Source organism: Bacillus sp. SJS, assembly GCF_000732485.2.
GTDB classification, from domain to species: domain Bacteria; phylum Bacillota; class Bacilli; order Bacillales; family Bacillaceae; genus Metabacillus_B; species Metabacillus_B sediminis.
Genome location: NZ_JAQV02000004.1, coordinates 19,373 through 44,384 on the forward strand (window position 1 = coordinate 19,373; position 25,012 = coordinate 44,384).

The window sequence follows — 25,012 nt, forward strand, 5'->3', positions numbered from 1 at the left end:
TTTCACAACTTTTTAAAAATTTAATATTTTTTCGCAAACTAACGTTCTTTCATTTTTATTATAAAAGCTGTTAAATTTGGCTGTTGACTGCAGTTAGCAGGCGTTCGCTTTCCACTCCAATCAACAAGTGTTTACAATCAATACCATGCTTTAATTTTAGAAAAGGAAAGAGCCAATTGAAAGCAAAATGCCTGCCAATCCAGCGATAAAAAAAGAACGCGTTTTAAAGCGAACAGCAAAAGTGATCCAGATGAAGCTATGTATAATGATGGCAATTGCGGAGGAAGGTCCTTTCGGCAGATGGGCTATGCCAATCCCTGTTAAACTAAGAAGCAATAGCAGCAGGAACAAGACCCCCATATAATAAAAAAACATCCTTTGGCCTCTGCTCATTTTCAATGCTGGAATCACACATATTACAAATCCTGTAAGAAGACTCATTTGCATTGGAGGATTCATTTCAGTAAAATAGACAAAAAGAGATGCAGGAAGTAGCAGCAGAATGATATAAGGCATTAATAAAGCGGACCGCTTCTTTTTCTTTACCTGCTCCTCTTGCTTTCCGCCTGTGTATAAGGCTAGCAGAAAGTCACAATAGGTTTCCGGAAGCAGTTTGTTGATTTTCCAATGCTTTATTTCATCGACGATTATTTGTTTTCTTTCACTATTCATTGGTGCCATTCCCCATTTGTCATGTTATTCACCTTAAGGGTAAAGAAAAATTTCAGCTTTTTTCACCTGATAAGGATAAGCGGATGATTTTAAAAAACCAGTGATCGAGACCCTCATACTGCGGCCGCAGCTGGCTTTAAGATGAAAAGTAACATGGAAATTTTATCTTATAGCTATATTTTAATAATATTTATTTTGTTCGTAAATACAAATAAATTAGAAAGCGCTTTCCTTTTTTGTTTGATTCAGCAAACATTGCATATAGTGGACTGGATATTTGGTCCCGTGCTTCATTACCAATCATGTTCGTTAAGAACAGCCATCTTCTGTAAAGAGACAAAAAAAAGAAAGACGGACATCCGCCTTTCCTTTTCTATTCCAAGAAATCCTTAAGCCGCTTGCTTCTGCTGGGATGACGCAATTTTCTTAATGCCTTCGCCTCGATTTGGCGGATACGCTCACGAGTTACACCGAACACTTTTCCAACTTCTTCAAGCGTTCTGGTACGGCCGTCATCTAATCCGAAACGCAGCCTGAGGACATTCTCTTCTCTGTCTGTCAGCGTATCAAGGACATCCTCAAGCTGTTCCTTGAGCAATTCATATGCTGCATGCTCAGATGGAGATGTTGCATCCTGATCTTCAATAAAATCACCAAGATGTGAATCGTCTTCTTCACCAATCGGTGTTTCAAGAGATACTGGCTCTTGTGCAATTTTCAGGATTTCCCGTACTTTTTCCGGGGTTAAATCCATATCTTCTGCAATTTCCTCCGGTGATGGCTCACGGCCAAGGTCCTGCAGGAGCTGTCTTTGAACACGAATAAGCTTATTAATGGTTTCCACCATATGGACGGGAATTCTTATCGTACGGGCCTGGTCGGCAATTGCACGTGTAATAGCCTGGCGGATCCACCATGTTGCATACGTACTGAATTTGTAGCCTTTACGGTAGTCAAATTTTTCTACCGCTTTCATCAGACCCATGTTTCCTTCCTGAATCAAATCAAGGAAGAGCATGCCGCGTCCTACGTAGCGTTTAGCGATACTTACAACAAGACGAAGGTTTGCTTCCGCTAAACGGCGTTTAGCTTCTTCATCACCATCTTCTATTCTTTTGGCCAATTCAATTTCTTCATTAGCAGATAGAAGGTCGACACGACCAATTTCTTTTAAGTACATCCGTACCGGGTCATTGATTTTAACCCCTGGCGGCACACTGAGATCATTCAGGTCAAACTCTTCTTCTTTAGCTAAATCCTGTATGTTAGGGTCTTCTGCTTCACCGTTTTCACCTTGAAGCTCAACGCCCTGTTCACCAAGAAATTCATAATACTCATCCATTTGGTCTGATTCCATTTCAAAGCTGGACATACGTTCTGCTATTTCCTCATATGTCAATGATCCACGCTTTTTGCCGATTTCCGTTAGCTGATCTTTCACTTGCTCAAGCGTCAGTTCTGTATCATGGGTTTGTTTGTCAGCCATTGGATCCCCTCCTTCCAAACTCTTGCAGCCTTTTCAGGCAGTTAAATTTTGCGCTGCCTTATTGTAAGACTGCTGGGTTGCTATAGATGAACTCCATTTATAATGGACGGTCATTTTCGAATGGTTAAGATTTAAATGAGCGTTTAAGCTGAACGATTTCCATGGCAATTCTAGCCGCTTTGACAAAATCCCTTTGTCTTTCCGCTTCATTTTTTTCAACCTCTTTCTGCTGAAGATCCCGGGTTTTCGGATGATTTAAAATCTGTCTCATATAGTCCTGGATCTCGAGAGGAGAAGGCTCATCACTGATTTGAATCATGGCAATGTCTGACACGGCAGACATAAGCTCTTTGCTGGGAAGCCTCTGGATAAAAGAGCTGATCTTATCATCCGTTGCTTCTTCATAATAGGCATATAAATAAGTAGCAATTACCTTGTGTTCTTCAATATTAAATTGAAGTCCGAGTGTATCAAGCACCTTTTGTGCTGCATCCCTGCTCTTGAGCATGTGAGCCAGAAGCATTCGCTCTGCATTATGATAGGCAGGCAGAAGAGTCTTGCGTTTACGGGGAGCCATAGGCTTCTCAGCCGCTGCCTTTTTTTGCTCCCTGATCTCCTTCGGCCTTCCAGAGGTCCTAATCACTTCAGAAAGCCGTTCCTTCAAAATGCTCATATCCAGTGAAAACTCCTGTGAAAGCTGCCTTAGATAGATCTCTTGTTCGAGCGGATTTTGCATATCGGCAAATTCTTTTAAGATTTGCTCAATATATTGCAGTCTTTCCGCTTCGTTTTGAAGATTTTTTCCTCTTTTGTAATAATGCATTTTAAAGGCCATTACCGACACGCTGGCCCCTATTACATCCTGGCGGAACTTTTCTGCTCCGAACCGATTAATGTAGTCATCGGGGTCAAGCCCATCCGGTATCATGGCAACCTTTACGGATGCTCCAGCCTGATTCAGTGTTTTTGCCGAACGCAGTGTCGCTTCAAGGCCGGCTTTATCTGAATCGTAGCAAATGACAATCTCAGCACTGTTTCTCTTCAGAATCTTTGCCTGCTCCTCAGTCAGTGCAGTGCCCATTGCAGCAACAGACTGTTCAACCCCTGCCCTAGAAGCAGAGATCACGTCTGCAAAGCCTTCTAAAAGAACAGATTGCTGATGTTTCCTGATATGTAGCCTTGCCTTATGAAAGTTATAAAGCACCTTGCTTTTATTAAACAGTTTGGTTTCAGGGCTGTTTAAATATTTGGGCTGTTCATCTGTCAAAACCCGTCCTGAAAAAGCAATGGTGTTTCCGTGATGATCAAGAATTGGAAACATGATCCGGTTTCTGAAACGGTCAAGAAACTCTTTCCCGTCGTTCTTCTTGACCAGCAGACCTGCCTGTTCCATTAGCGGCAGACTGAACCCTCTGCCCGAGAGGAATTTAGATACAAAATTCCAGGAAGGCAGTGCAAAGCCAATTTCAAATTGTTCAATGGATTCTTTTGTAAATCCTCTTTCCAAAAGGTAATCCAATGCGTCCTGGCCCTCTTTTGTATTTACCAGCAAATGGTGGTAAAATTTCTTTAAGAGGTCATGCGCTTTCAGCATAGCAGCAGTATCATCATCCTGCTTTTCATGACTGGAGGAAGAGACCAGCGCGACTTCCTCAGGCAAAGCTATTCCTTCTTTCTCGGAAAGCTGCCGGACAGCCTCTACGAATTCATACCCTTCCATTTGCATTAAGAAAGAAAATACGTTCCCTCCTGCTTTGCAGCCAAAACAATGAAAAATCTGCTTGTCAGGTGAAACAGAAAATGATGGAGTATTTTCTCCATGAAATGGACAAAGCCCAAAATAATTTCGCCCCTGTTTATTTAACTGGACATATTCTCCGATGATATCGACAATGTCCACGGACTGCTGAATCTTATTTACAGCGTCCTCAGGAATTCTCTGAGCCATTCTAACATCCCCGTGTTTGAAGTATTCGAGACTAACTAATCAATCCCTGCAATATTCGACAAGAACTTTTCCAGAGATTCTTTAAATTGTTTCCGGTCGGCATCCAGAAAAGGTTTTGGTCCTTTAGAATGAATGCCCTCTCTTCTTCCCTTCGCAGACAAATACCGGTACTGCAAAGCCGTTTCTATATTATACTCTGTATACTGTTTACCCCTAGGCGTTAAAACAATAACGTTCTTTTTCAGGAGTAAGCCTGCCAGCCCAATATCCTGAGTAATCACAATATCCCCGGGATGAATATGGTTCACAATATAGAGATCTGCCGATTCTTTATCTGTGTCAACATAAACCCACTTTTTCCCCAGCGTTTCGCTTGTCATGTGATTATAGGAGGCGACAAATATCGACTCTGTCTCATAAGTGTCAGCTAAATCAGCGATTTCCTTCTTTACTGGGCATGCATCAGCATCCACTAATATTTTCAGCTTTTTTTCGGCATTTTTCTCTATTCTCCATCACTCCGTTAAAATCCTTCTTCCAAAGCAGAATCATTATTCTTACTCACCCTGACTAAGAGGAGTATTAGAATAAAGCGTGATGAAATGTCTGAAGGAAGCTGATCTGCTAAAACCATTGTCGAATAATTTTAGCATATTGTTCTTGACAGATACTAGTAATTAGTTTATTCTATCGCCTTAAAGTCTAAACCTAAAAAGTGTAATTTTATCACAATTTTTTATTATAATACAAAGCCTTCATTTTTTCTACGTTTTTTACTTAAATTTGAAAAAGAAATTTTCATGCTCCAGGAGCGCACATCAAATGAAAGCCCGGCTGAAAAAATTCAGCTGGGCCAGTCCCGCAGGATGCGGGTTTTATCTGCACTGTAATCGCTCCACTAACAAAAAGAAAATATTTTTCACCGTTGCACTCGTTCCTAAAAAAGGAATAATCGCTCATTTATTCATAATGGTTTGAATAATATTTGCCGTTTCCTCTACCGCTTTGTTTGAAACGTCAATTACGTTGCAGCCAATGCGTTCCACCACTTTGTCAAAGTACTCGATTTCTTCATTAATCCGATTGATGTTGGCATAGATTGCCTGGTCATTTAATCCAAGTGATTTGAGGCGCTCGCGTCTGATGTTATTGAGCTTTTCTGCACTGATTCTAAGACCGATGCACTTTTTGGCAGGGATCTTGAAAAGTTCTTCGGGCGGCTCCACTTCCGGTACAATCGGAACATTGGCCACCTTAAAACGTTTATGTGCAAGGTATTGGGATAAAGGTGTTTTGGATGTTCTGGAAACTCCGATCAGGATAATATCGGCTTTCAGCAGACCCCTTGGATCTCGGCCATCATCATATTTAACAGCAAATTCAATGGCCTCAACCTTTTTGAAATAGTCTTCATCCAGCTTGCGTACTCTGCCAGGTTCATATTTCGCCTGGATGCCATAGGATGTTTCCATTTTATCAATTAAAGGACCGATAATGTCATGAATTGGCACATTCCTGACAGCTGCCAGCTGAATCAGGTAGTTCCTCAATTCCGGTACCACAAGAGTAAAGCAAATAATTGCTCCGTCCATTTGTGCGTAGGATACGACTTCCTCCAGAGTGGTTTTGTCTTCAACGTAAGGAATCCGCTTGATCATCGTGTTTGCCGCGGTTCCATTGAACTGGCTGATTGCTGCTTTAACAACCAGTTCGGCCGTCTCCCCTACTGAATCTGATACTACATAAATGACCCGGTTATTCATCCCGTTCCCCCGCTTCCCTATGTTAAATGATATCGTTATCTGCAAGTCTCATTAGAATTTTGGTCATATTGGTTTTAGTAATTCTCCCAATGACTTCAAACCCTTTTTCTGTATCCCTAATAATTGGAAGTGCATCGATTTGCTTCTCAATCAGCGATTTTGCCACATCCATTATAAAATCCTCGTTTTTACAAACTGTAATATTCGGCATTCGTGTCATAATGATGTTAACCGGGATGGAAGCTAATTCTTGTTTGCCGATGCTAGCCCGCAGCAAATCTTTTCTGGAGAGCACACCAACGAGCAGGGAGTCCTTATCCACAACAAATAATGTACCTACGTCCTCGAGGAACATCGTGACGATTGCATCATAGACCGACACATTCTCGCTAACGACTACGGGAATGGATTGAAAATCCTTCACCTGAAGTTTTTTCAGCTTATCGCTTAATAGCTGATTGCCTGTCTTTCCAGTATAAAAATAGCCGACCCTCGGTCTTGCTTCCAAATATCCGGACATCGTCAAAATAGCAAGGTCCGGTCTTAGAGTAGCCCTTGTCAAATTTAATTGATCTGCTATATGTTCACCTGTTATAGGCCCATTTTCCTTCACGATTTGAAGGATTATTTCCTGCCGCTTGTTCAGTTCGATTATACTCACCACCAGTTCCGGCATTCTGCGGCTATTTTTTCTCTTCCGCAAAGGATTATGTAAATGCATTACATTACGCTTGTTCTATCAACATTATATATGAAACAGGCAGGAAAAAAAGTCATGTTATGAAAGCTTTTTTATGCAAAACTGCCATCAGAGAAGGCTTTCTTCATTTATAGCGGCGTATTTACGGCATAAAGCTTTGGATCCTGAAAAAACAGGATCCAAAGAACTTATTTAACGATAATAGAATTGGTTTCAGCGAAAGAACGAATTACATCAGCCAGCTGCTTCATTTGAGCGAGGCGGTTCACTTTTACTTTTTCATCCTCTGCCATAATCATAGTATGATCAAAGTATGACGTAATTTCTGGCGTCATCGTTTTCAGTGCAGCAAATGCTTGAACGAAATCCGAGGAGGCTGAAGCCTTATAATATTCGGAAATGGCTTCTTCCGCTTTGCTGTGCAGAGCCTTTTCGTATTCATTTTCAAAAAGCGCTGGATCTACAGCTGTGTTATCGCCTGCCTTACTCGCTATGTTTAGTACACGCGAGAAGGCTTCAATGGTTTCTTTGAAGGTTTCGGTACCGGACTCAGATGCCAGTACATCCGCCCGTTTGATCATGGACGTTACCTCTGCTTCAGAGGATTGCAGAATGGCCTCAACCAAATCGTAGCGAATATTTCTTTCATCCATAACATACTTCGCTCTCATTTTGAAAAATCCTGTTAATTCATCGATCAGTTTTTCCGGTTCTTCTGCTTCTAGAGAGGACAAGGAAAGCTGGAATAGCTCCCGAAGCGAAATCTTCCAATTATAGCCTATAAGGATTTGAACAATTCCGCTTGCCTGCCTTCTGAGTGCATATGGATCTTGTGATCCTGTTGGGAGCATTCCAATTGAGAAGAAAGCAGTAATTGTATCAAGCTTGTCGGCAATCGCTACGACCGCACCTGCCTCGGAAGCAGGGATCGAATCCTCGGAATGCCGTGGACTATAGTGCTCATTGATTGCCGCCGCAACCGTTTCTTTCTCCCCTAAAAGCCTGGCATACTTTTCACCCATTACACCTTGCAGTTCAGGAAATTCGTAAACCATATGGGAAACGAGATCAAATTTACTGATTTGAGCTGTCCGCTTTGCATCTTCACGGACTTCTTCATTCAGCTCAAGATGTTTTGCCAACACATCTGACAGTGCGGTAACTCTTCTTACTTTGTCCCCTAGTGAACCGAGTTCTTCATGGAATACAATTTTTTCAAGTTTTTCTAAAGCCTCGACGATTTTCAGCTTATGGTCTTCATTATAAAAGAATGCAGCATCAGAAAGGCGGGCTCTTAATACCTTCTCATTTCCACGGGCAACTTGTTCAAGATGCACATCGTTTCCGTTGCGGACCGTTACAAAGTAAGGAAGAAGGACGCCTTTTTCATCTTTAACCGGGAAGTAGCGCTGATGTTCCTTCATCGTCGTTACAAGCACTTCTTCAGGCAAGGTTAAATAATCCGCTTCAAATTTCCCATATAGGGCAGTCGGGTATTCCACCAGATTGTTTACTTCCTCAAGTAAATCTTCATCAACCGGAATAACCCAATGATTTTCCTTTGCCATCTCCTCGAGCTGATGTCTGATCAGCTGCTTGCGTTCAGCCGGATTTGCAATAACATATTGTTCATTCAACTCGTTTTCATAGCTGGCTGGTTCTGTTATGGAGACAGAAGATTCTCCAAGGAAGCGGTGCCCGCTTGTTACAATACCCGTTTGGATACCTGCCAGTGTAAAAGGTATAACCTCATTGCCGAATAACGCTATGATCGATTTAATAGGGCGGGCATAGCGCATGTCCTGACTTCCCCATTTCATATTTTTAGGGAAGGTTAGACTCGAGAGTACTTTATCCAGGTTTTTCAAAAGTTCCGCAGTGAACTGTCCTTTCACATGCTTTTGAACATGGACATACTCTACACCGTTGATTTCTTTAAAATATATATCCTCTACTGAAGCACCCTGTCCTCTGCAGAATCCCATTGCAGCCTTGCTCCAATTGCCTTCTGCATCGAGAGCAATTTTTTTTGCCGGCCCTTTCGCTTCTTCTGTTACATCTTCCTGTTTCTCAGCTAAACCGGAAACCAAAACAGCAAGACGGCGAGGGGTTGAATACAGCTTCATTTCTCCAAATGGAACCGCATGGTCAGTCAGCCATTTCTGTACTTTTTCTCCAAGCTGATTCATTGAATCTGTAACAAACCTTGCCGGAAGCTCTTCTAGTCTGATTTCTATCAGCAGGTCACGTTTAATCATGATTTTCCGCCTCCTGTTCCTTTACCATTGGAAAGCCTAACTTTTCTCTTTCATCATAGAACGTTTTAGCCACTTTTCTTGCAAGATTCCTTACTCGGCCAATATATCCTGTTCGTTCAGTGACTGAAATGGCCCCTCTCGCATCTAAAAGGTTGAAGGTATGAGAACACTTCAATACATAATCATACGCTGGATGCACCAGCCCCTGATCCATTTGGCGATGTGCTTCTTTTTCATAAACCGTAAACAGATGGAAGAGCATCTCTGCATCCGATGTCTCAAACGTGTATTTAGAATGTTCATATTCCGGCATTCCGAATATATCCCGTACAGTAAATCCATCCGTCCATTCTAAGTCAAAAACGTTTTCCTTATCTTGAATATAGGACGCAAGACGTTCAATTCCATATGTAATTTCAACTGAAACAGGCTTGCACTCTAATCCGCCTACCTGCTGAAAATACGTAAATTGGGTGATTTCCATTCCATCAAGCCATACTTCCCATCCAAGACCGGCGCAGCCAAGAGAAGGATTTTCCCAATTATCCTCTACAAAACGGATATCATGTTCAAGCGGATTTATTCCAAGTGCTTTTAAGGAGTCAAGATACAGCTCCTGAATATTATCAGGGGAAGGTTTCATAATTACTTGAAATTGATGATGCTGATACAGACGGTTAGGGTTCTCTCCATAACGGCCATCAGCAGGCCGGCGAGACGGTTCTACATACGCTACGTTCCAGGGCTCAGGTCCAATTGCTCTTAAAAATGTGTAAGGGCTCATCGTTCCTGCACCTTTTTCGGTATCGTAAGCCTGCATTAAAATACAGCCCTGTTCTGACCAGTGCTTTTGCAATGTTAAGATCATGTTTTGAATATTCATATAGATCCCTCCAAAAGGATGATAATTTCGGCAAAAAACGTAAAAAACTCCCGTCTCTATGCCATTACAGAATGACATAGGGACGAGAGTTACCCGCGGTTCCACCCTACTTGGGAATTCAGAAGACTGCTTCGTCGTTCCCCTCTTTTCAAAAACATGCTCCGGAATGCCTTTCGCAGCTGCTTCGTATCCGGCTTTCACCACCCCGGACTCGCTATAACAAAAGCACATGCTGGTACTTCTTTCCTTCTTCACATGGTTAAAATTCGATTAAATTATATACGAATCATAATGAAATTTATCATGATTGTCAACCTGCTACAGCTGATCCCGTAAATTTTCGATCTGATCCAAAAATCGTTTTGATTTTAAGTACAGACCAGAATATTCCTGATAATAGCTGTTTAAAACGAGCTTAAGTTCATTTTTCGTCTCGGTTTTGACAGAAATTTGGCCAAGCCTGTTTAAATCAAAGAAATACAGGAGACGCAAGAGTCTGACTGTTCCCTGTGAAACAACGAGTCTGTAAGGATCTTTTTCAAAACAGCGGTGGCACAGAAAACCCGCTTCTCTAATTGAAAAATGAAAGGTTCCATCCGTACTTCCGCAATTGACACAGCCATTCAGATGCGGAGTAACTCCAAGAACCGGGAGCATTTTCAGTTCAAACATTCTTAGCAGAATATCTGGATCCTGCCCCTCGTCAAGGTGCTGGAACATTTGCAGAAAGAGTTCAAAAAGAAAAGGGTTCCTTTCAAGGCTGTCTGTCCCCTTGTCCAGCAGTTCTGCCATATAGGAAGCGTAAGCCGTCATAAATAAATCTTCTCTAATGGAACGCATTGAAGAGAGGGTTTCGGCCTGCTGCAAACTTCCAAGGCCTGATGATTTTTGAAATAAAAATGTGCCATAAGTAAAAAGCTGAGTCATCGCTGCAAGACGGCTGTTTGGTTTTTTTGCTCCCCTAGCCATCACTCCAACTTTACCCAGCTCTCTTGTATAAATCGTGACTATTTTATTGTTCTCTCCATAGTTGGATGAACGAATAATGATTCCTTCGCATTTTTGGAGCACCTTTTTCCTCTCCATCCGGAAGGGCCAGAATCAAATCAGCGGAAAATCTGGACTAATCAGCTCATCCTCTTGTGTATCGGGTCCATCTGCATGCTCCTTTTCCATTTCCTTAAAAAGAAGATACGTGTCAATATTACCTGTCTGATAAAAAACCTTCCAGGTAAAATCCTTCATGTTACCCCCACCTTTCGTCAATAAGACCAGAAAAGCTTAATCCAATTTTCTTACTGATAGGATGACCCTGACTCCCTCTAATCATGTTAAACAATATTTGCTAAATTGTGCTAGCCAATTTTTTATTTTTGGCTCTGTTAAAATTGGCTGTTGATTGCAGCCGGCAGGTCTCAAATAACACCATGCTTTAACATGCTAATTTTTTAGTATTCATCTTCTCTGAATCCATAGTCTCTCAGCTGATTCATTTTATTCCGCCAGTCCTTTTGAACCTTTACCCAAAGCTCCAAAAACACTTTCGATCCTAAAAGGGCTTCAATATCCACCCGTGCGCGCTGTCCGACTTCCTTCAGCATTTTTCCTTGCTTTCCAATCACGATGCCCTTTTGCGAATCACGCTCTACGATAACAGTAGCTGCCACATATACTGAAGCGTTTTCCTCCCTGCGTTCGATTGCATCAATGACGACTGCAACGGAGTGAGGAATCTCTTCCCTAGTCAAATGGAGGACCTTTTCTCTGACCAGTTCGGAAATAATAAAGCGTTCAGGGTGATCAGTTACTTGATCGGCAGGATAATACTGCGGACCTTCAGGCAGATATGTTTTAATCTGCTCAAGAAGCGTTTCAATATTGTTCCCCTGCAATGCAGAAATTGGCACCACTTCTTTGAACGGGTATAACCCTTTATATTTTTCGATCAGCGGGAACAGCTGATCTGGATGCAGCTGATCTATTTTATTGATTACAAGGAAAACGGGCGTTTTAACTTCTTTAAGCTTTTCGATAATAAATTCATCGCCTCTGCCATAGCCCTCTTCTGCATTAATCATAAACATAATAATGTCTACTTCACGCAAAGTATTTTGTGCAACCTTCATCATAAAGTCGCCAAGCTTGTGTTTCGGCTTGTGAATTCCCGGGGTGTCAATAAAGATGGTTTGAGAGTCGTCAGTAGTCAGAACTCCCTGAATCTTATTTCGTGTTGTTTGAGGTTTGTCACTCATTATGGCAATTTTTTGGCCAATTACCCGGTTTAAAAATGTTGATTTACCGACATTTGGCCTGCCGATAATGGAAACAAAACCTGATTTATATTCTCTGTTAGTCATTTAAATCCTCCGCTGAAAATGCTCCCGGCAGCAATTCACCTGCTGTAAGCTGTTCAATATCGCCGTTCATATTTGTTAGTATCACTTTCATATCCTTGCTGCAAAGCTCGGAAATTACCTGCCGGCATGCACCGCATGGCGGAACCGGTCTTTTCGTATCTGCAACGACTGCTATCGCTTCAAAGTCCGTTTCACCTTCTGAATAAGCCTTGAATAAGGCAGTCCGTTCTGCACAATTGCACATGCTATATGCGGCATTTTCTATGTTGCACCCGCCAAATACCTTACCGGATTTGGTCAAAAGCGCAGCGCCTACCTTGAATGTTGAATAGGGCACATACGCTCTTTCCCGTGCTGTTTTCGCTTCAATAATCAGTTGTTCTGTATTCATGCCGCATTTCATCCTTTCATTTTCAATCAGCTGCGTCTATTTCTATTCTACCCGAAAACATCATCTTTTTCACGTTTTCTCGTGAAATAAAGAATAAATAATTAGAATATTCTCAATTATAAAAATTCAATTATTTTTGGAGTGAATATTAGCACTCCAATAAAGAAAGCTGCAATGGCCGCCACGAACACTGAGCCCGCAGCAGCATCTTTGGCAGCCTTCGCCAACGGACGCATTTCATCCGTTACAAGATCTACTGTCCGTTCAATTGCTGTATTCATAAGCTCAAGTGACAGCACTGCCGCAATTGACCCAATAACCATGTACCATTCCATTAAACTGATTTCCAGAATGAAACCTGCAGTAATGGCCAGTACCATCAATATACAATGGATCTGAAAATTTCTTTCATGCCGGAACACATTTATGAGTCCGGACGAGGCGAATGCAAAACTTTTCAACAGACGTTTAATTTCAGATGTTTTCTGATCTTGTAAGCCCATAGGAATCTAAAATCCCCTTCTGCTTAGTAAACATTTCCTTTTCGTCTTCCTCTGTCAAATGATCATACCCCAGCAAATGCAAAAAACCGTGAACGGCTAAAAATCCAAGCTCTCTTTTAAAGCTGTGACCATAGTCAGCAGCCTGCTCTCTTGTTCTTTCTACAGAGATAATAATATCACCCAGTACCGGAGGCATGTCCGCCCCGATAATCTCGATCTCATCTTCACCCTGCTCTTCCATGGCAAAGGAGATCACATCCGTTGGCTGATCCTTATCCCTGTATTCACGGTTAATTTCCTGAATCCTGCTGTTATCCGTAAACGTGACCGAAACCTCGGCCCCGTCTTTTGTCTGCTCTGCTTCTGCAGCAAATTGGAGAAGATCTTCTACAATATTGATTTCTTCAGAAGACAGCTCACCTGTTTCATCGTATAGATCAATCATTAATCTTTTATTCATGCCTGTTTCACCTTCTGTTTCGTTACTTCCGGATATTCAATGCGGGAGTGAAAAATTCCTTTAAGGGATTCACAAAAAGACTTCGCCACTATATCCAGTTCTTTTAATGTTAAATCACATTCATTAAGCTGTCCATCCTGGAGGCGGTCAGCAATGATTCCTCTAACCAGCTTTTGGATGCGCTCAGGTGTTGGGCTGGACATGGAGCGTACCGCTGCCTCAACGCTATCGGCAATCGATATTACAGCGATTTCTTTGGTTTGCGGCTTAGGTCCGGGATAACGGAACTCTTCCTCCAGAATTTCATCCCCGCGTTCCTTTGCTTTGTAGTAAAAGTATTTCAAAAGGCTCGTGCCGTGATGCTGCTCGGCAATATCAACAAATTCTTTCGGCATCTTGTGTTTTCTCAGCATCTCAGCACCATCTGATGCATGGGCAATGATTACATTTTTACTTAGCTGAGGGGAAAGCTTATCATGAGGATTGTCCATCTTCATTTGATTTTCAATAAAGTATTGGGGACGTTTTGTTTTTCCTATGTCGTGATAATATGCTCCTACCCTCGCAAGCAATCCATTTGCTCCGATTGCTTCACAGGCAGACTCAGACAGGTTCGCTACCATCACACTGTGATGATACGTACCAGGCGTTTCTGTGAGAATTTTCCGCAGCAGCGGATGATTCGGATTTGACAGCTCAATAAGGCGCATAGTTGAAAGCAAGCCGAAGCCTGTTTCAAAAAACGGCTGAAATCCCATTGCCAGAACAGATGCTGCGATACCGGAAATCGCCGCCATGATAAAATAGCTTCCGATTTCCAAATTTGAATAGTTTCCATTTTGTATCAAAGTCAGTGCTGTAATCATCATAATATTAACCAATGCTACAAAAAGGCCCGCCTGCAATATTCTTGATCGTAAGTTATGCTTATTGAGGAACAGTACACCAGCAAGGCAGCCGGCAAGGTAATAGATTCCCATATTAAAATTAAATGTACCTGTAATTCCTTCGTTAAAAATGATGCTGCCGCAAACAGACAGAATAATGCTTGAAAGAATGGCCTGTCTCTCGCTGATAAGCAATTTAACGAGCATCGGTCCCATTGCAGCAGGCACAATAAGCCCTATGTATGTAATATCCAGCTGCTGGAAAAGACTGATCGCTTTCATAAACAGCAAAGATATGAAAAAAACGAGAAAGAAGAGAAGCAGGGAAAGATTCTTTTTTTCTGCTGTTTTCTGCTGGCTTTCAAAATAATAAATCAGGATTGAAACCGCCAGCAACACAAAAATCAGCAAGCCCAAAAATGGTTTAAAGGATTGCTTATTATTAATCAGGCCGGCAATATCCAGCTTATGATAAATTTCAGGGGTAATGGTTTGTCCTTCTGAAACAATAATCTGACCTTGTTTAATGACACTTTCCTTCACTTTGTCTGCAGCCTGCTGCCGCTTTTCCTTAGTAGCTTTATCGTCATAAATATAATTCGGAATAACTGCATACTGGCCAATTTCGATGGAGGACTGAAGCATTTCAGATGTTAGCGGCGTATATTGAAGTTCCTTCTCCACCTGCTGTTTCTTCTCCTCAAGCTTATCAGTGGAAATTTCCTCGCGCATCACCTTATTAACGGTCGTCACAACCGATTCCTTGGCCACCGTCAGTTCCTCTGTCGAAGCTCCAATTAGAGGAAAGAGGGTATCCTTTGGTATTTTCCGCTTGAAACCGTCTGCCAGTTTTTTTTCAAGAAGAGCATACTTCTCTTCTGCGGTAAGCGGTTTCAATTGTTTTTCCTTTACCGGATCTTCGTTTTTTGCGGCGTCGTTTTTCACTTCGTTTAATGCCTCAGTGTTCACTTCTATTGCAGAGTTGTAAATAAAGTTGACAAGCTGGACTCTGCTGTCCGAGTACTCTTCAACAAGCCTGTATTGATCTTCTATTTGCTGATAGGCCTCGTTCTTTTTTCTCTCCGTCTCTTCCCTGTCTACTACATTGATCGGGGAGTACAGCGTTTGCTTTGAGATATCAAGCAGTTTAATATCGAGGTTTTGAGGCTTAACGTTTCCATACAGACTAGCGAATAAAATAATTCCAAACAGCACATAAAGAATATAGTGAAGAAATCGGTTTTGATTTATGAGGTCAATTTGTTTTTTTAAGCCTGTCTGCTTTTTTTTCATGTAAAGGCACCTCCCGCCGCTGTGAAGTAAGATCAAATGAGTGATGATACATAGACAGATGACCCGGTGAGGGTCATCTGCCATCAGTTCTCATTTTTTTGATACGCTTCAATAATTTTCCCAACAAGAGGATGTCTCACTACATCTGCCTGCTCTAATTCAACAAATGAGATCCCCGGCACGTTCTCAAGCATGCTGCGGGTAATGGCAAGACCGGATTTGACTCCTTTTGGCAAGTCGACTTGAGTGATATCACCCGTTACCACCATTTTTGAACCGAATCCCAACCGGGTTAAAAACATTTTCATTTGCGCATGAGTCGTATTCTGGGATTCATCTAAAATAACAAATGCGTCATCCAGGGTACGTCCTCTCATGTAGGCTAACGGGGCAATTTCAATGGTTCCGCGTTCCATTAGACGTTCCGTATGTTCCAGGCCAAGCACATCATGCAGAGCGTCATAGAGCGGCCTTAGATAAGGATCTACCTTTTCTTTTAAATCACCAGGTAAAAATCCCAGGCTCTCTCCCGCTTCAACAGCAGGCCGCGTAAGCACGATTCTTTTAACTGAGCCGCTTTTGAGCGCATTGACAGCCATTACGACGGCAAGATACGTTTTCCCTGTACCAGCCGGACCAATTCCGAATACAAGGTCTGATTGCCTGATGGCAGATATATAATGCCTCTGCCCCAATGTTTTAATGCGGATTGGTTTTCCTTTTGCACTTTTCGTAATTTCTTCGTTAAATAAGGACTGAAATTCATCGAGTTTTTGTTTTTTCGCCATGCTGACTGCATAGATTACATCTCTTTCGGATATAACAATTCCTTTGCGTATGACGCCTAGCAGCGCCTGCAATATGTCATCAGTCAGCTGAACATTTATGGAGTCCCCAGAAACATATACTGCTTCACCGCGGGTCACAATGGTGACATGGAGCTCTTCCTCGAGCCTTTTAAGATGAATATCCTGATTACCGAAGAGCATGATGGCTTCATTCGGATTTTCTAGCTTCTGATTCATTGACACTAAGTCTTCTGGCATTCTTTAGTCTCCCTGAACTATTGGTGTGGTTTTCACGATATCTTCAATTACCTGGTAAAGTATTTTCAATTTTACTTTACCATTCTCATTCCTTTGGTGCAAAACTTTTTCGCCCTTGATACGGCCGCTTTCTCCAATTTTTTGCATTAAATCCTCTTTTCCCATTTCGACTCCGGCTCTTACCGCTTCCTTTACGGTATAACTCCTGGTTACTACTTCCTTTTCCCTTTTTATTTCTTTTATATACGAAAACGGGGTCTTCCACCCTAGAAATTGCAAATCTCTTTTGTCCTGCTCTTTTACATAAACAGACGGATCTTTCTGTCTGTAACCCCAAATCTGAAGATTCCATCCGTTAATTGAGACGTATTGTTTTTCTGATAAATTTCCGTTATAAACGCTGAAATCGGTTTTAAGAGGCACTTCGACTTCTGTTTCATACCATGTCTCGCCAAAAATCTTCGCCTTAGCCGGTATGAATTTTCCTCCTACCATCCCCGATACAAGAAGCTGGCCCTGCTGCACGTGATCATGAACCATTGCAAGCGGCTTCCCCTGCTCAACATAAATTCTTGTGATAACGGCTTTCTTCTTTGCCACGATATTGCGGGGACTTGAATACTCCTCCTGCTCCGGCATATTTTTTTCTACCACCTTTAATTGATAGGATGTCCCCTTTAATTCCACCCCGACCCAGGTTAAAGCCGGAATACGGCTTGTTAAGATTTTCTGAATGTCATCTGAATCATAGGTCAAGAATTGGACGGCCCCTGGTTTCACTCCCATTCTATCCAGTTCCTTTACAATTAAATGCTCAGTTTCAGGCTTGGCTCCGTGGACTTCAATTGCCCAGATCATATTGGACAGCATGAACAGCACACCTAAAAACAGCAGCATTCCAAGTACAAATCCACTGTTTTTGTATGATCTTTTCACAATAAAGGGGAAGCCTTTTTTCTTTGGAAAGCTGCATTTGCAATCCTGCTTCCTTCTTACGGTCCGGAAAGCATGTACATCTTTTAGCGGAATAAAAAAGGAAATCGATTGATCCCCTTCACGCTTTACTCTCCATACGGATATGCCGCTGCGGAGACACTCATTTATCATCCGCTCCAGTCCGTTCCCTTCTGCTTTAATCTGAACATAGCCAATCCAAAAGTTTGTCCAGCTGTTTTTCACACCGTTTCTCCTCCATTCCTCCATTGCCGTTACTGTTCAAGGTAATGAACCTGCTCTATTTTCCCCTCAAGCATAATTTCCTCAGGCAAAATCGTTCGGATTACAAAGCTTTTTCCTTTAATTAAAAGCTGTCCCTGTTTAAGCAGAAGCCTAATTTCCTGATCGGAGAACTTCAGCAGCCCCCGGTGATTTTCAATGTATATATGAATTTGGCCCACCATCGTAATTCGCGGTAAGTCCATCATGACATCAGGCGGGAGTTCAATCGTTTTCGTTATCCAATCTGCTATACGGCTGTTCCATTTTTTTGCCATAAAAAAGAACCCCCCTTCATCTCATATGTATGAGAGAAGCAGAGTTCTGATTCATGAATCTTATGGTCTTATTTTCTGCGCCTTGTATAGTGAGGATTAACAGAGCGTGGCTGTCCAATAATTTCGGCCCATATAATCCCTTGAACGGCCGGATTTTGAACCGCAGCTTTGTTTTGCCTGCTTTCCTTCCTGTCCAGCCTGACTACACTCAGCTCCTTATCAATGCTGCGGGCCCTTTCCCTGTTATGTTCTCTTTGAACTCTTTCGTAGACCGTCTGCACGGTCTCTTGGACCTGATTTTCCTGAGGCTTGTGAGCCTTATGACGTGGCGATGTTTTTTTCTTGATTTCAGATTTTCTTTCGCCATTTTTAAAGACTCTGGATAAGACTGCTCCAATCAGCCATAAAAGAGCGGCTGATACTATCGGGTTTTCTGCAATCGCATTTATTAGTGATTCAATGCCATTCATTAAATCCGTCCTCCAATACTAATTAGAGTCGTCTTCAGGTTCATTCATTTTTCCTATCGAACCTCTCATGTCCGTATCGGCAGAAAGGTTTTGGATATTCAGGTAATCCATGACCCCCATATTGCCGCTTTTAAGAGCATCTGCCATCGCTAGAGGAACAGCGGCTTCCGCTTCTACAACCTTAGCTCGCATTTCTTCTACCTTCGCTCTCATTTCCTGTTCAGAAGCAACAGCCATCGCTCTGCGCTCCTCAGCTTTAGCCTGTGCAATTTTTTTATCTGCTTCAGCCTGATCAGTTTGAAGGATGGCTCCGATATTTTTACCGATGTCCACATCTGCTATATCTATCGAGAGAATTTCAAATGCCGTACCGGAATCTAGCCCTTTATTTAATACAGTTTGTGAAATCATATCTGGATTTTCAAGTACTTTCTTATGATTATTACTGCTTCCGATTGTACTGACAATCCCTTCCCCTACACGCGCGATAATGGTTTCTTCACCGGCTCCGCCTACCAGCCTCTCAATATTCGCTCTGACGGTGATTCTTGCTTTTGCCTTCATTTCAATACCATCCATCGCAACTCCCGCAATAAATGGTGTTTCAATGACTTTTGGATTTACACTCATTTGCACCGCTTCCAGTACATCGCGCCCTGCTAAATCGATGGCAGCACATCTTTCAAACGTCAGTTCAATGTTAGCTCGTTCAGCAGCAATCAGGGCATTAACAACCCTGTCAACATTACCTCCTGCCAGGTAATGACTTTCCAGCTGGTTTGTAGTTACACCAATGCCTGCTTTATGAGCTTTGATCAATGGGTTTATGACCCTGCTTGGGGTTACGCGCCGGAGCCTCATCCCGATCAGTGTAAAAATACTGACCCGGACTCCGGCAGCAAGTGCGGAAATCCAGAGCATAACCGGTACAAACGTAAAGAATATACCCAGTAAAATAACTGCTGCAGCAACTAAACCTATTGTTAATAAGGTAGATGGATCCATAATTATCCTCCCGTCAATGTTAAGACTCTATTTTTCTTACGACCACACGTATTCCTTCTGTTTTAACAACCTTTACCCGTCTTCCTTTTTCGGTAAATGTTCCTTCAGATACGGCATCAACACGCTCTCCATCAATTTCAACAGTACCTGTAGGACGGAGCGCCGTTAAGCAAATACCGTTTTTCCCGATTAGCTCCACCCGGGAGCGATTAGAAATATAGCCGCTTTTCGTATCGACAGCATCATTTAAAATAAACTTTTTAAAAAATTTCATTTTTTTACCAAACACCTTTGTAAGTAAGATGGAAGCAATAATACATACTGCAGCTGCAATTCCAATTGAAACACCCATCCAGGATGGATTATCAGCTGAAATAATCAGACTGTACCCGACAGCGCCTGCCCCTGCAAGTCCAATAATTCCGCCAGGGAGGAAGATTTCTGCAATTAGCAGGATGATTCCTGCAATAAAAAATAATACAGCATCTAATCCAGCCAGGCCAGCAGCCAAATGTCCAAAGAAAAATAAAAAGAGAGCTGATAGGCCAAGGAAACCGAATACTCCAAATCCCGGTGTATACAATTCAAGAAGCAGTCCTAAAAAGGCAATGGTCAGAAGGATGGGAATGATCGCAGGATTTGTCAAAAATCGTGCTGCCTGGTCTGCAAAGCCCATATTAGCTGTTTCCACATGGGCTTTGGAAAGATTCAGTGCTGCGAAAACTTCCTTCAGCGAATCCGCCTCCCCTTCTGCATACTTTACTTCAAGTGCTTGTTTACCGGTCAGAGTAAGCAGCTTGCCCTTTCCGGCATTGTATTTGGGAAGATCAATGGATGAATCCGCCATAGCAAGAGCATATACCGGATCCCGCCCGCTGCTCTCGGCTGTTTCTTTCAGCTCTGCAAGCCAAAAGGACTGTGTCTTTTTATCAGCATCGCCTCCATTTCCTTTTATAACGGCAGCGGCACCCATTTTTGATTGCTTGCGAATGTAAATGGAGTCTGTACTTAATGCGATATAAGCACCAGCTGAAAGGGCTCTCGTATTAATGTAGGATGCAGTGGGAATTTTTGTTTTTCTGAGCTGCTCTGAAATGTCCATTGCAGCTTGCAGTGATCCTCCAGGCGTGTTTATATCCAGCATAATCTGACTTACACGTTCTTTTTCCGCACGGTGAATACTTCGTTCAATGAACGCGGCGAGAACGGAATCCACCTCGTTTTCAACCGGAATTATCAGCACTTTTTGATTTTCTGAGCTTTCTGCTGAACTTTTCGGACCAGGCACCATACAAATTGTTAATAGGATAATTAAAACGCTTGCATATTTCGTCAGGCTGATTGGTCACTCCCCCCTTTCAGTTCCCCTCAATGGATATACGTATTAAAATTGAAAAAGATTCAATTTTATTGGAAATATACAAGAAAATCCACATAACTAAAAACACCTCGCCGAATGGCAAGGTGTTTTGCTAATTATTATGATAGCTGCTGCTGTACGAGCTTATTGACAAGGGAACCATCTGCTTTGCCTTTTACTTTAGGCATAATCGCAGCCATTACCTTGCCCATATCAGCTTTGGAAGATGCGCCAGTTTCTTCAATCGCATGATTGATAATGGCCAGCAATTCTTCATCTGAAAGCTGTTCAGGCATGTACTCATTGACGATCACAATTTCAGCTTGAAGTTTATCTACCAAATCAGAACGATCAGCGTTTTTGAATTCCTGGAGGGAGTCCTTACGTTGTTTAAGTTCGCGAGAGAGGATGGTTAATTCCTCTTCTTCAGACAACTCGGATTTGTTAAGCTTGATCGCTTCATTTTGCATGGAAGCCTTGACCATTCGTATAACAGTGAGTCTGTCTTTGTCTTTATTTCTCATCGCTTGCTTCATGTCCTGATTTAAACGATCAAGAAGACTCATGCAATACACCCTCTTTTAGAATTTGCGCTTTCTAGCCGCCTCTGATTTCTTTTTGCGTTTTACGCTAGGTTTTTCATAAAATTCACGCTTTCTTGCTTCTTGCAACGTGCCTGTTTTTGAAACGGAACGTTTAAAGCGGCGAAGAGCATCTTCAAGCGATTCATTTTTCTTAACTACTGTTTTAGACATGCTATTTCCCTCCCTCCGAATACACCAATCGACGAATGCTTCAAAGTTGTCATGCTTATTTTAAACATGTACTTTGCCATTATAATATAATAGGAGGAAATGGTCAACCAAAACTCGCTTTAAAGCTTAAGTTATCGCTTTTTAATTAGCTTTGTTAAACTTGGCTGTTGATTGCAGTTAACAGGCGTTCGCTTTCCGCGGGAGACTCGCCTTCCACTCCGATCAACAAGGGCTTAAAATCAACACCAGGCTTTAACAGAGCCTTTTAATTAATAATCAGACTGAGAGCTTCCTCCACTGACAATGCTGATCCCGGCGCTTGCTCCAATTCGGGTTGCCCCTGCTTCAATCATAAGGTCTGCTCCAGCACGGTCACGCACTCCGCCAGATGCTTTAACTCCCAGATCAGGACCGACTGTTTTTCTCATCAGACGGATGTCTTCAACCGTTGCTCCTCCTGTGGAGAAACCAGTAGAGGTTTTGACAAAGTCAGCACCGGCTTTAACGGAAAGTTCGCAAGCAAGTGTTTTTTCTTCATCTGTTAAAAGACATGTTTCAATGATTACTTTTGTTAAGGCTTTGCCTTTTGCTGCTTCTGTTACCGCACGGATATCTTTTTCTACCAGTTCTGCATCTCCATCTTTGAGAGCACCGATATTAATAACCATATCTACTTCTGCCGCACCCTTTTCGATCGCATCCTTCGTTTCGAATGCTTTTGTTTCAGGTGTGGAAGCTCCTAGAGGAAAACCGATAACGGTACATACTTTGACATCTGTACCTTCTAAAAGACGGGCGCATGTTTCAACCCATGTTGGATTTACACAGACAGAAGCGAATTGATATTCTTTTGCTTCCTCACAAAGTTTTTCAATCTGAGCCTTTGTTGTGTCCGGTTTTAGTGCTGTGTGATCTATCATTTTTGCCATATTTTCAGTCATATTTTAAACCCCTCTCAACTAGTTGTCTGACTTCCTACCTCCTCTATTATACATAGACAGGACGCTGAAGTCATTACCTTAAAATCAAAGCGCTTTGCAAGGCATCGGGCTTTGAAATTGCGAGCAGATGCCCTTACAGATTGCCTAAAAAAAAGAAATCCGAAAACCGGATTTCCTGCATCTTTTAAGAGCTTAGGCGAATGGTATCCTTTGGCTCTTCCACAACTCTGACGAATTGGCCTTCACTATAAGGATAACCAGCCTTTTCGATTTTTACGCGGACAATTTGCCCAACCATTTCTTCTGAAGCCTGAAAAACAACTTTTAAATAGTTATCGGTATAACCCACATATAAGCCGCTTCCAGGTGCATCTTTGTACTCTTCTTCAGGAATCACCTCTAAAACTTCTCCTTCGTAAGATGACGCATATTCTTTCGCAAGCTGATCGGATAATTCAATTAGACGGTGAACCCGCTCATTTTTCACTTCTTCATCCACTTGATCTTCCATTCTTGCCGCTGGAGTGCCTGTCCGCTTCGAATAAGGGAATACATGCAGTTCTGAGAATTTATGCTCATTAATAAAATTGTATGTTTCCATGAATTCTTCTTCTGTTTCACCAGGGAATCCAACAATGACATCGGAAGTGACTGCTAATCCAGGAAGTGCCTTTTTCAGCCGGACAAGTCTTTCTGCAAAAAATTCCATCGTATATTTTCTTCTCATTCTTTTCAGAACGGTATTTGAAGCAGATTGAATAGGAATATGCAAATGGCGGACGATTTTATCTGATTGATCCAATACCTCAATAACTTCATCGGTAATTTGACTTGCTTCAATCGAAGAAATCCGGATTCTTTTCAGACCCTCTACCCGCTCATCCAGTGCACGCAAAAGGGCAGCAAAATTGTAATCCTTCATGTCTTCCCCATAACCGCCGGTATGAATTCCAGTCAAAACAATTTCCTTGTAGCCTGAATCCACAAGCTGCTGAGCTTGTTTAATCACTTCTTCAGGATCTCTGGAGCGCATTAGTCCCCGGGCCCATGGAATGATGCAAAACGTGCAAAAGTTGTTGCAGCCTTCCTGGATTTTTAATGAAGCTCTTGTGCGATCGGTAAATGCCGGTACATCGAGTTCTTCATAGGTTCTTGCTTTCATAATATTGCTTACACCATTAATCGGCTGTCTTTCTTCGCGATACTGGGAAATGTAATCAAGCATTTTCACCCGATCCTGTGTACCGACAACGATGTCCACACCAGGGATGGCCATAATTTCTGCCGGTGATGTCTGAGCATAGCACCCTGTAACACAAATAACACCGTCTGGATTTTTTCGAATCGCCCGGCGAATGACCTGGCGGCTCTTTTTATCCCCTGTATTTGTAACCGTGCATGTATTAATGACATAAACGTCTGCTGAACTTTCAAATTCTTTCCTCTCATAGCCAGCTTCTTTAAAAAGCTGCCAAATGGCTTCGGTTTCATAATGGTTCACTTTACAGCCTAATGTATGAAACGCAACGGATGCCATATATCTTCACCTCATTAATTCAAAATGGTAGGAAACCGCTGCAAGTGCATAGAGCGGAGCGGTTTCAGTCCTTAAAATCCTCGGTCCAAAGCCTGCTGTTATGAAGCCCTGCTCCTGAAGAAAGTCAATTTCTTCAAGCGTAAATCCGCCTTCAGGTCCTGTTGCAACAAGCAGTGACTGCCCCGCGGACAGCTGTTCAAGAGCTTTTGAGAAACTGCTCTTTTCCCCTTTTTTTGCTGATTCTTCATATGCTGCAATTTTCACATCATACTTTTTTGATATCTGAACAAGTTCTTTTAGAGAAACCGGATTTTTTACGGATGGAATACGATTTCGATAGGACTGTTCGGCTGCTTCCTTTGCTATCTTCTGCCAGCGTTCGGCTTTCTTCTTGGATTTTTTGTCATCCAATTTTACTACAGAACGAGCCGCATTAAAAGGGATAAACATCCGAGCACCGAGCTCTGTCCCTTTCTGGATAATTAAATCCAGTTTATCCCCTTTAGGCAGCCCGCATGCAATTGTAACGTGTACCGGCAGTTCTTTATTCTCTGTCACCCATTCTGACACATGGCAATCTGCATCATGTTGACCCGGTTCTGCCAGAGTGCATAATGCTTCCTCTCCATCCGAAGTCACCCAGATGATCGAATCTCCCTCTCTCATCCGCATAACCTTGATCATATGATGAAAATCGTCGCCTGCCGCTTTTATGGAGGATCCAATTTCACTTCTTGGTGTATCGATAAAATAACGCTGCATCATAATCCCTCCACCCGCAGGTACTGAAAATTGAAAGGGGCG

At 42.3% G+C, this 25,012-nt stretch carries 26 protein-coding genes; all 26 read right to left on the bottom strand.

From position 1 onward, the window contains the following. Nucleotides 1-156 precede the first annotated feature (156 nt). Complete coding sequence (locus tag AS29_RS02255; protein ID WP_035405125.1) at nucleotides 157-672, bottom strand: hypothetical protein; 516 nt, start codon at nucleotides 670-672, stop codon at nucleotides 157-159. Between the two features lie 373 nt (nucleotides 673-1,045). Beyond that, nucleotides 1,046-2,158, bottom strand: coding sequence for an RNA polymerase sigma factor RpoD (gene rpoD, locus AS29_RS02260; RefSeq protein ID WP_035405126.1), 1,113 nt, complete (start codon nucleotides 2,156-2,158; stop codon nucleotides 1,046-1,048). 124 nt (nucleotides 2,159-2,282) lie between these two features. Then, a complete protein-coding gene (gene dnaG / locus AS29_RS02265; RefSeq protein WP_035405127.1) occupies nucleotides 2,283-4,106 on the bottom strand; it encodes a DNA primase in 1,824 nt (607 codons plus the stop codon). Between the two features lie 35 nt (nucleotides 4,107-4,141). Continuing rightward, complete coding sequence (locus AS29_RS02270; RefSeq protein ID WP_082883705.1) at nucleotides 4,142-4,579, bottom strand: YaiI/YqxD family protein; 438 nt, start codon at nucleotides 4,577-4,579, stop codon at nucleotides 4,142-4,144. 483 nt (nucleotides 4,580-5,062) lie between these two features. Further along, nucleotides 5,063-5,869 (bottom strand): pyruvate, water dikinase regulatory protein, encoded by an 807-nt coding sequence (locus AS29_RS02275; protein ID WP_035405129.1) that lies wholly within the window; start codon nucleotides 5,867-5,869, stop codon nucleotides 5,063-5,065. 22 nt (nucleotides 5,870-5,891) lie between these two features. Beyond that, the gene (locus AS29_RS02280) at nucleotides 5,892-6,530 is read right to left on the bottom strand and encodes a helix-turn-helix transcriptional regulator (protein ID WP_035405367.1); all 639 of its coding nucleotides are present in this window, start codon (nucleotides 6,528-6,530) and stop codon (nucleotides 5,892-5,894) included. Nucleotides 6,531-6,757: 227 nt separating this feature from the next. Beyond that, complete coding sequence (gene glyS, locus AS29_RS02285; protein ID WP_035405131.1) at nucleotides 6,758-8,827, bottom strand: glycine--tRNA ligase subunit beta; 2,070 nt, start codon at nucleotides 8,825-8,827, stop codon at nucleotides 6,758-6,760. Then, entirely contained in the window at nucleotides 8,820-9,710 is an 891-nt protein-coding gene (glyQ, locus tag AS29_RS02290) for a glycine--tRNA ligase subunit alpha (protein WP_035405369.1), read from the bottom strand. Before glyQ ends, glyS begins: the two co-directional genes overlap by 8 nt. 318 nt (nucleotides 9,711-10,028) lie before the next feature. Beyond that, nucleotides 10,029-10,781 carry a DNA repair protein RecO gene (gene recO, locus AS29_RS02295; RefSeq protein ID WP_035405132.1) on the bottom strand — a complete coding sequence of 251 codons (753 nt, stop codon included), beginning with the start codon at nucleotides 10,779-10,781 and terminating at the stop codon, nucleotides 10,029-10,031. A gap of 30 nt (nucleotides 10,782-10,811) precedes the next feature. Then, nucleotides 10,812-10,955, bottom strand: coding sequence for a YqzL family protein (locus tag AS29_RS02300; RefSeq protein ID WP_066098940.1), 144 nt, complete (start codon nucleotides 10,953-10,955; stop codon nucleotides 10,812-10,814). A gap of 203 nt (nucleotides 10,956-11,158) precedes the next feature. Beyond that, nucleotides 11,159-12,067, bottom strand: coding sequence for a GTPase Era (era, locus tag AS29_RS02305; protein WP_035405133.1), 909 nt, complete (start codon nucleotides 12,065-12,067; stop codon nucleotides 11,159-11,161). After that, the gene (locus AS29_RS02310) at nucleotides 12,060-12,470 is read right to left on the bottom strand and encodes a cytidine deaminase (RefSeq protein WP_269449384.1); all 411 of its coding nucleotides are present in this window, start codon (nucleotides 12,468-12,470) and stop codon (nucleotides 12,060-12,062) included. The genes era and AS29_RS02310 overlap by 8 nt, the downstream gene beginning before the upstream one ends. A 104-nt stretch (nucleotides 12,471-12,574) precedes the next feature. Continuing rightward, entirely contained in the window at nucleotides 12,575-12,961 is a 387-nt protein-coding gene (locus tag AS29_RS02315; RefSeq protein WP_035405135.1) for a diacylglycerol kinase family protein, read from the bottom strand. Next, entirely contained in the window at nucleotides 12,933-13,421 is a 489-nt protein-coding gene (ybeY, locus tag AS29_RS02320; protein ID WP_035405137.1) for an rRNA maturation RNase YbeY, read from the bottom strand. Before ybeY ends, AS29_RS02315 begins: the two co-directional genes overlap by 29 nt. Next, nucleotides 13,418-15,601 (bottom strand): HD family phosphohydrolase, encoded by a 2,184-nt coding sequence (locus AS29_RS02325; protein WP_035405138.1) that lies wholly within the window; start codon nucleotides 15,599-15,601, stop codon nucleotides 13,418-13,420. The genes ybeY and AS29_RS02325 overlap by 4 nt, the downstream gene beginning before the upstream one ends. An 83-nt stretch (nucleotides 15,602-15,684) precedes the next feature. After that, a complete protein-coding gene (locus AS29_RS02330) occupies nucleotides 15,685-16,647 on the bottom strand; it encodes a PhoH family protein (RefSeq protein WP_035405139.1) in 963 nt (320 codons plus the stop codon). Between the two features lie 3 nt (nucleotides 16,648-16,650). Next, nucleotides 16,651-17,826: a sporulation protein YqfD gene (gene yqfD / locus AS29_RS02335; RefSeq protein ID WP_035405140.1), complete on the bottom strand. Its 1,176-nt coding sequence runs from the start codon at nucleotides 17,824-17,826 to the stop codon at nucleotides 16,651-16,653. Nucleotides 17,827-17,855: 29 nt separating this feature from the next. After that, nucleotides 17,856-18,140 carry a sporulation protein YqfC gene (gene yqfC / locus AS29_RS02340; RefSeq protein WP_035405141.1) on the bottom strand — a complete coding sequence of 95 codons (285 nt, stop codon included), beginning with the start codon at nucleotides 18,138-18,140 and terminating at the stop codon, nucleotides 17,856-17,858. Between the two features lie 68 nt (nucleotides 18,141-18,208). After that, nucleotides 18,209-18,610, bottom strand: a complete 402-nt coding sequence (locus tag AS29_RS02345; protein ID WP_035405142.1) for a hypothetical protein — start codon at nucleotides 18,608-18,610, stop codon at nucleotides 18,209-18,211. Nucleotides 18,611-18,628: 18 nt separating this feature from the next. After that, a complete protein-coding gene (floA, locus tag AS29_RS02350) occupies nucleotides 18,629-19,615 on the bottom strand; it encodes a flotillin-like protein FloA (RefSeq protein WP_035405144.1) in 987 nt (328 codons plus the stop codon). 19 nt (nucleotides 19,616-19,634) lie between these two features. Further along, nucleotides 19,635-20,906 carry an NfeD family protein gene (locus tag AS29_RS02355; protein ID WP_051860552.1) on the bottom strand — a complete coding sequence of 424 codons (1,272 nt, stop codon included), beginning with the start codon at nucleotides 20,904-20,906 and terminating at the stop codon, nucleotides 19,635-19,637. A gap of 188 nt (nucleotides 20,907-21,094) precedes the next feature. Continuing rightward, nucleotides 21,095-21,541, bottom strand: coding sequence for a GatB/YqeY domain-containing protein (locus AS29_RS02360; protein WP_035405146.1), 447 nt, complete (start codon nucleotides 21,539-21,541; stop codon nucleotides 21,095-21,097). A 15-nt stretch (nucleotides 21,542-21,556) separates the two neighbouring features. Continuing rightward, a complete protein-coding gene (gene rpsU, locus AS29_RS02365; protein ID WP_009791389.1) occupies nucleotides 21,557-21,730 on the bottom strand; it encodes a 30S ribosomal protein S21 in 174 nt (57 codons plus the stop codon). 269 nt (nucleotides 21,731-21,999) lie between these two features. Continuing rightward, nucleotides 22,000-22,671, bottom strand: a complete 672-nt coding sequence (gene deoC, locus AS29_RS02370; RefSeq protein WP_035405147.1) for a deoxyribose-phosphate aldolase — start codon at nucleotides 22,669-22,671, stop codon at nucleotides 22,000-22,002. A 184-nt stretch (nucleotides 22,672-22,855) separates the two neighbouring features. Beyond that, on the bottom strand, nucleotides 22,856-24,208 hold the full coding sequence (gene mtaB / locus AS29_RS02375; protein ID WP_035405148.1) for a tRNA (N(6)-L-threonylcarbamoyladenosine(37)-C(2))-methylthiotransferase MtaB: 1,353 nt from the start codon (nucleotides 24,206-24,208) through the stop codon (nucleotides 22,856-22,858). Nucleotides 24,209-24,214: 6 nt separating this feature from the next. Further along, nucleotides 24,215-24,970 (bottom strand): 16S rRNA (uracil(1498)-N(3))-methyltransferase, encoded by a 756-nt coding sequence (locus AS29_RS02380; RefSeq protein WP_035405149.1) that lies wholly within the window; start codon nucleotides 24,968-24,970, stop codon nucleotides 24,215-24,217. Nucleotides 24,971-25,012 lie beyond the last annotated feature (42 nt).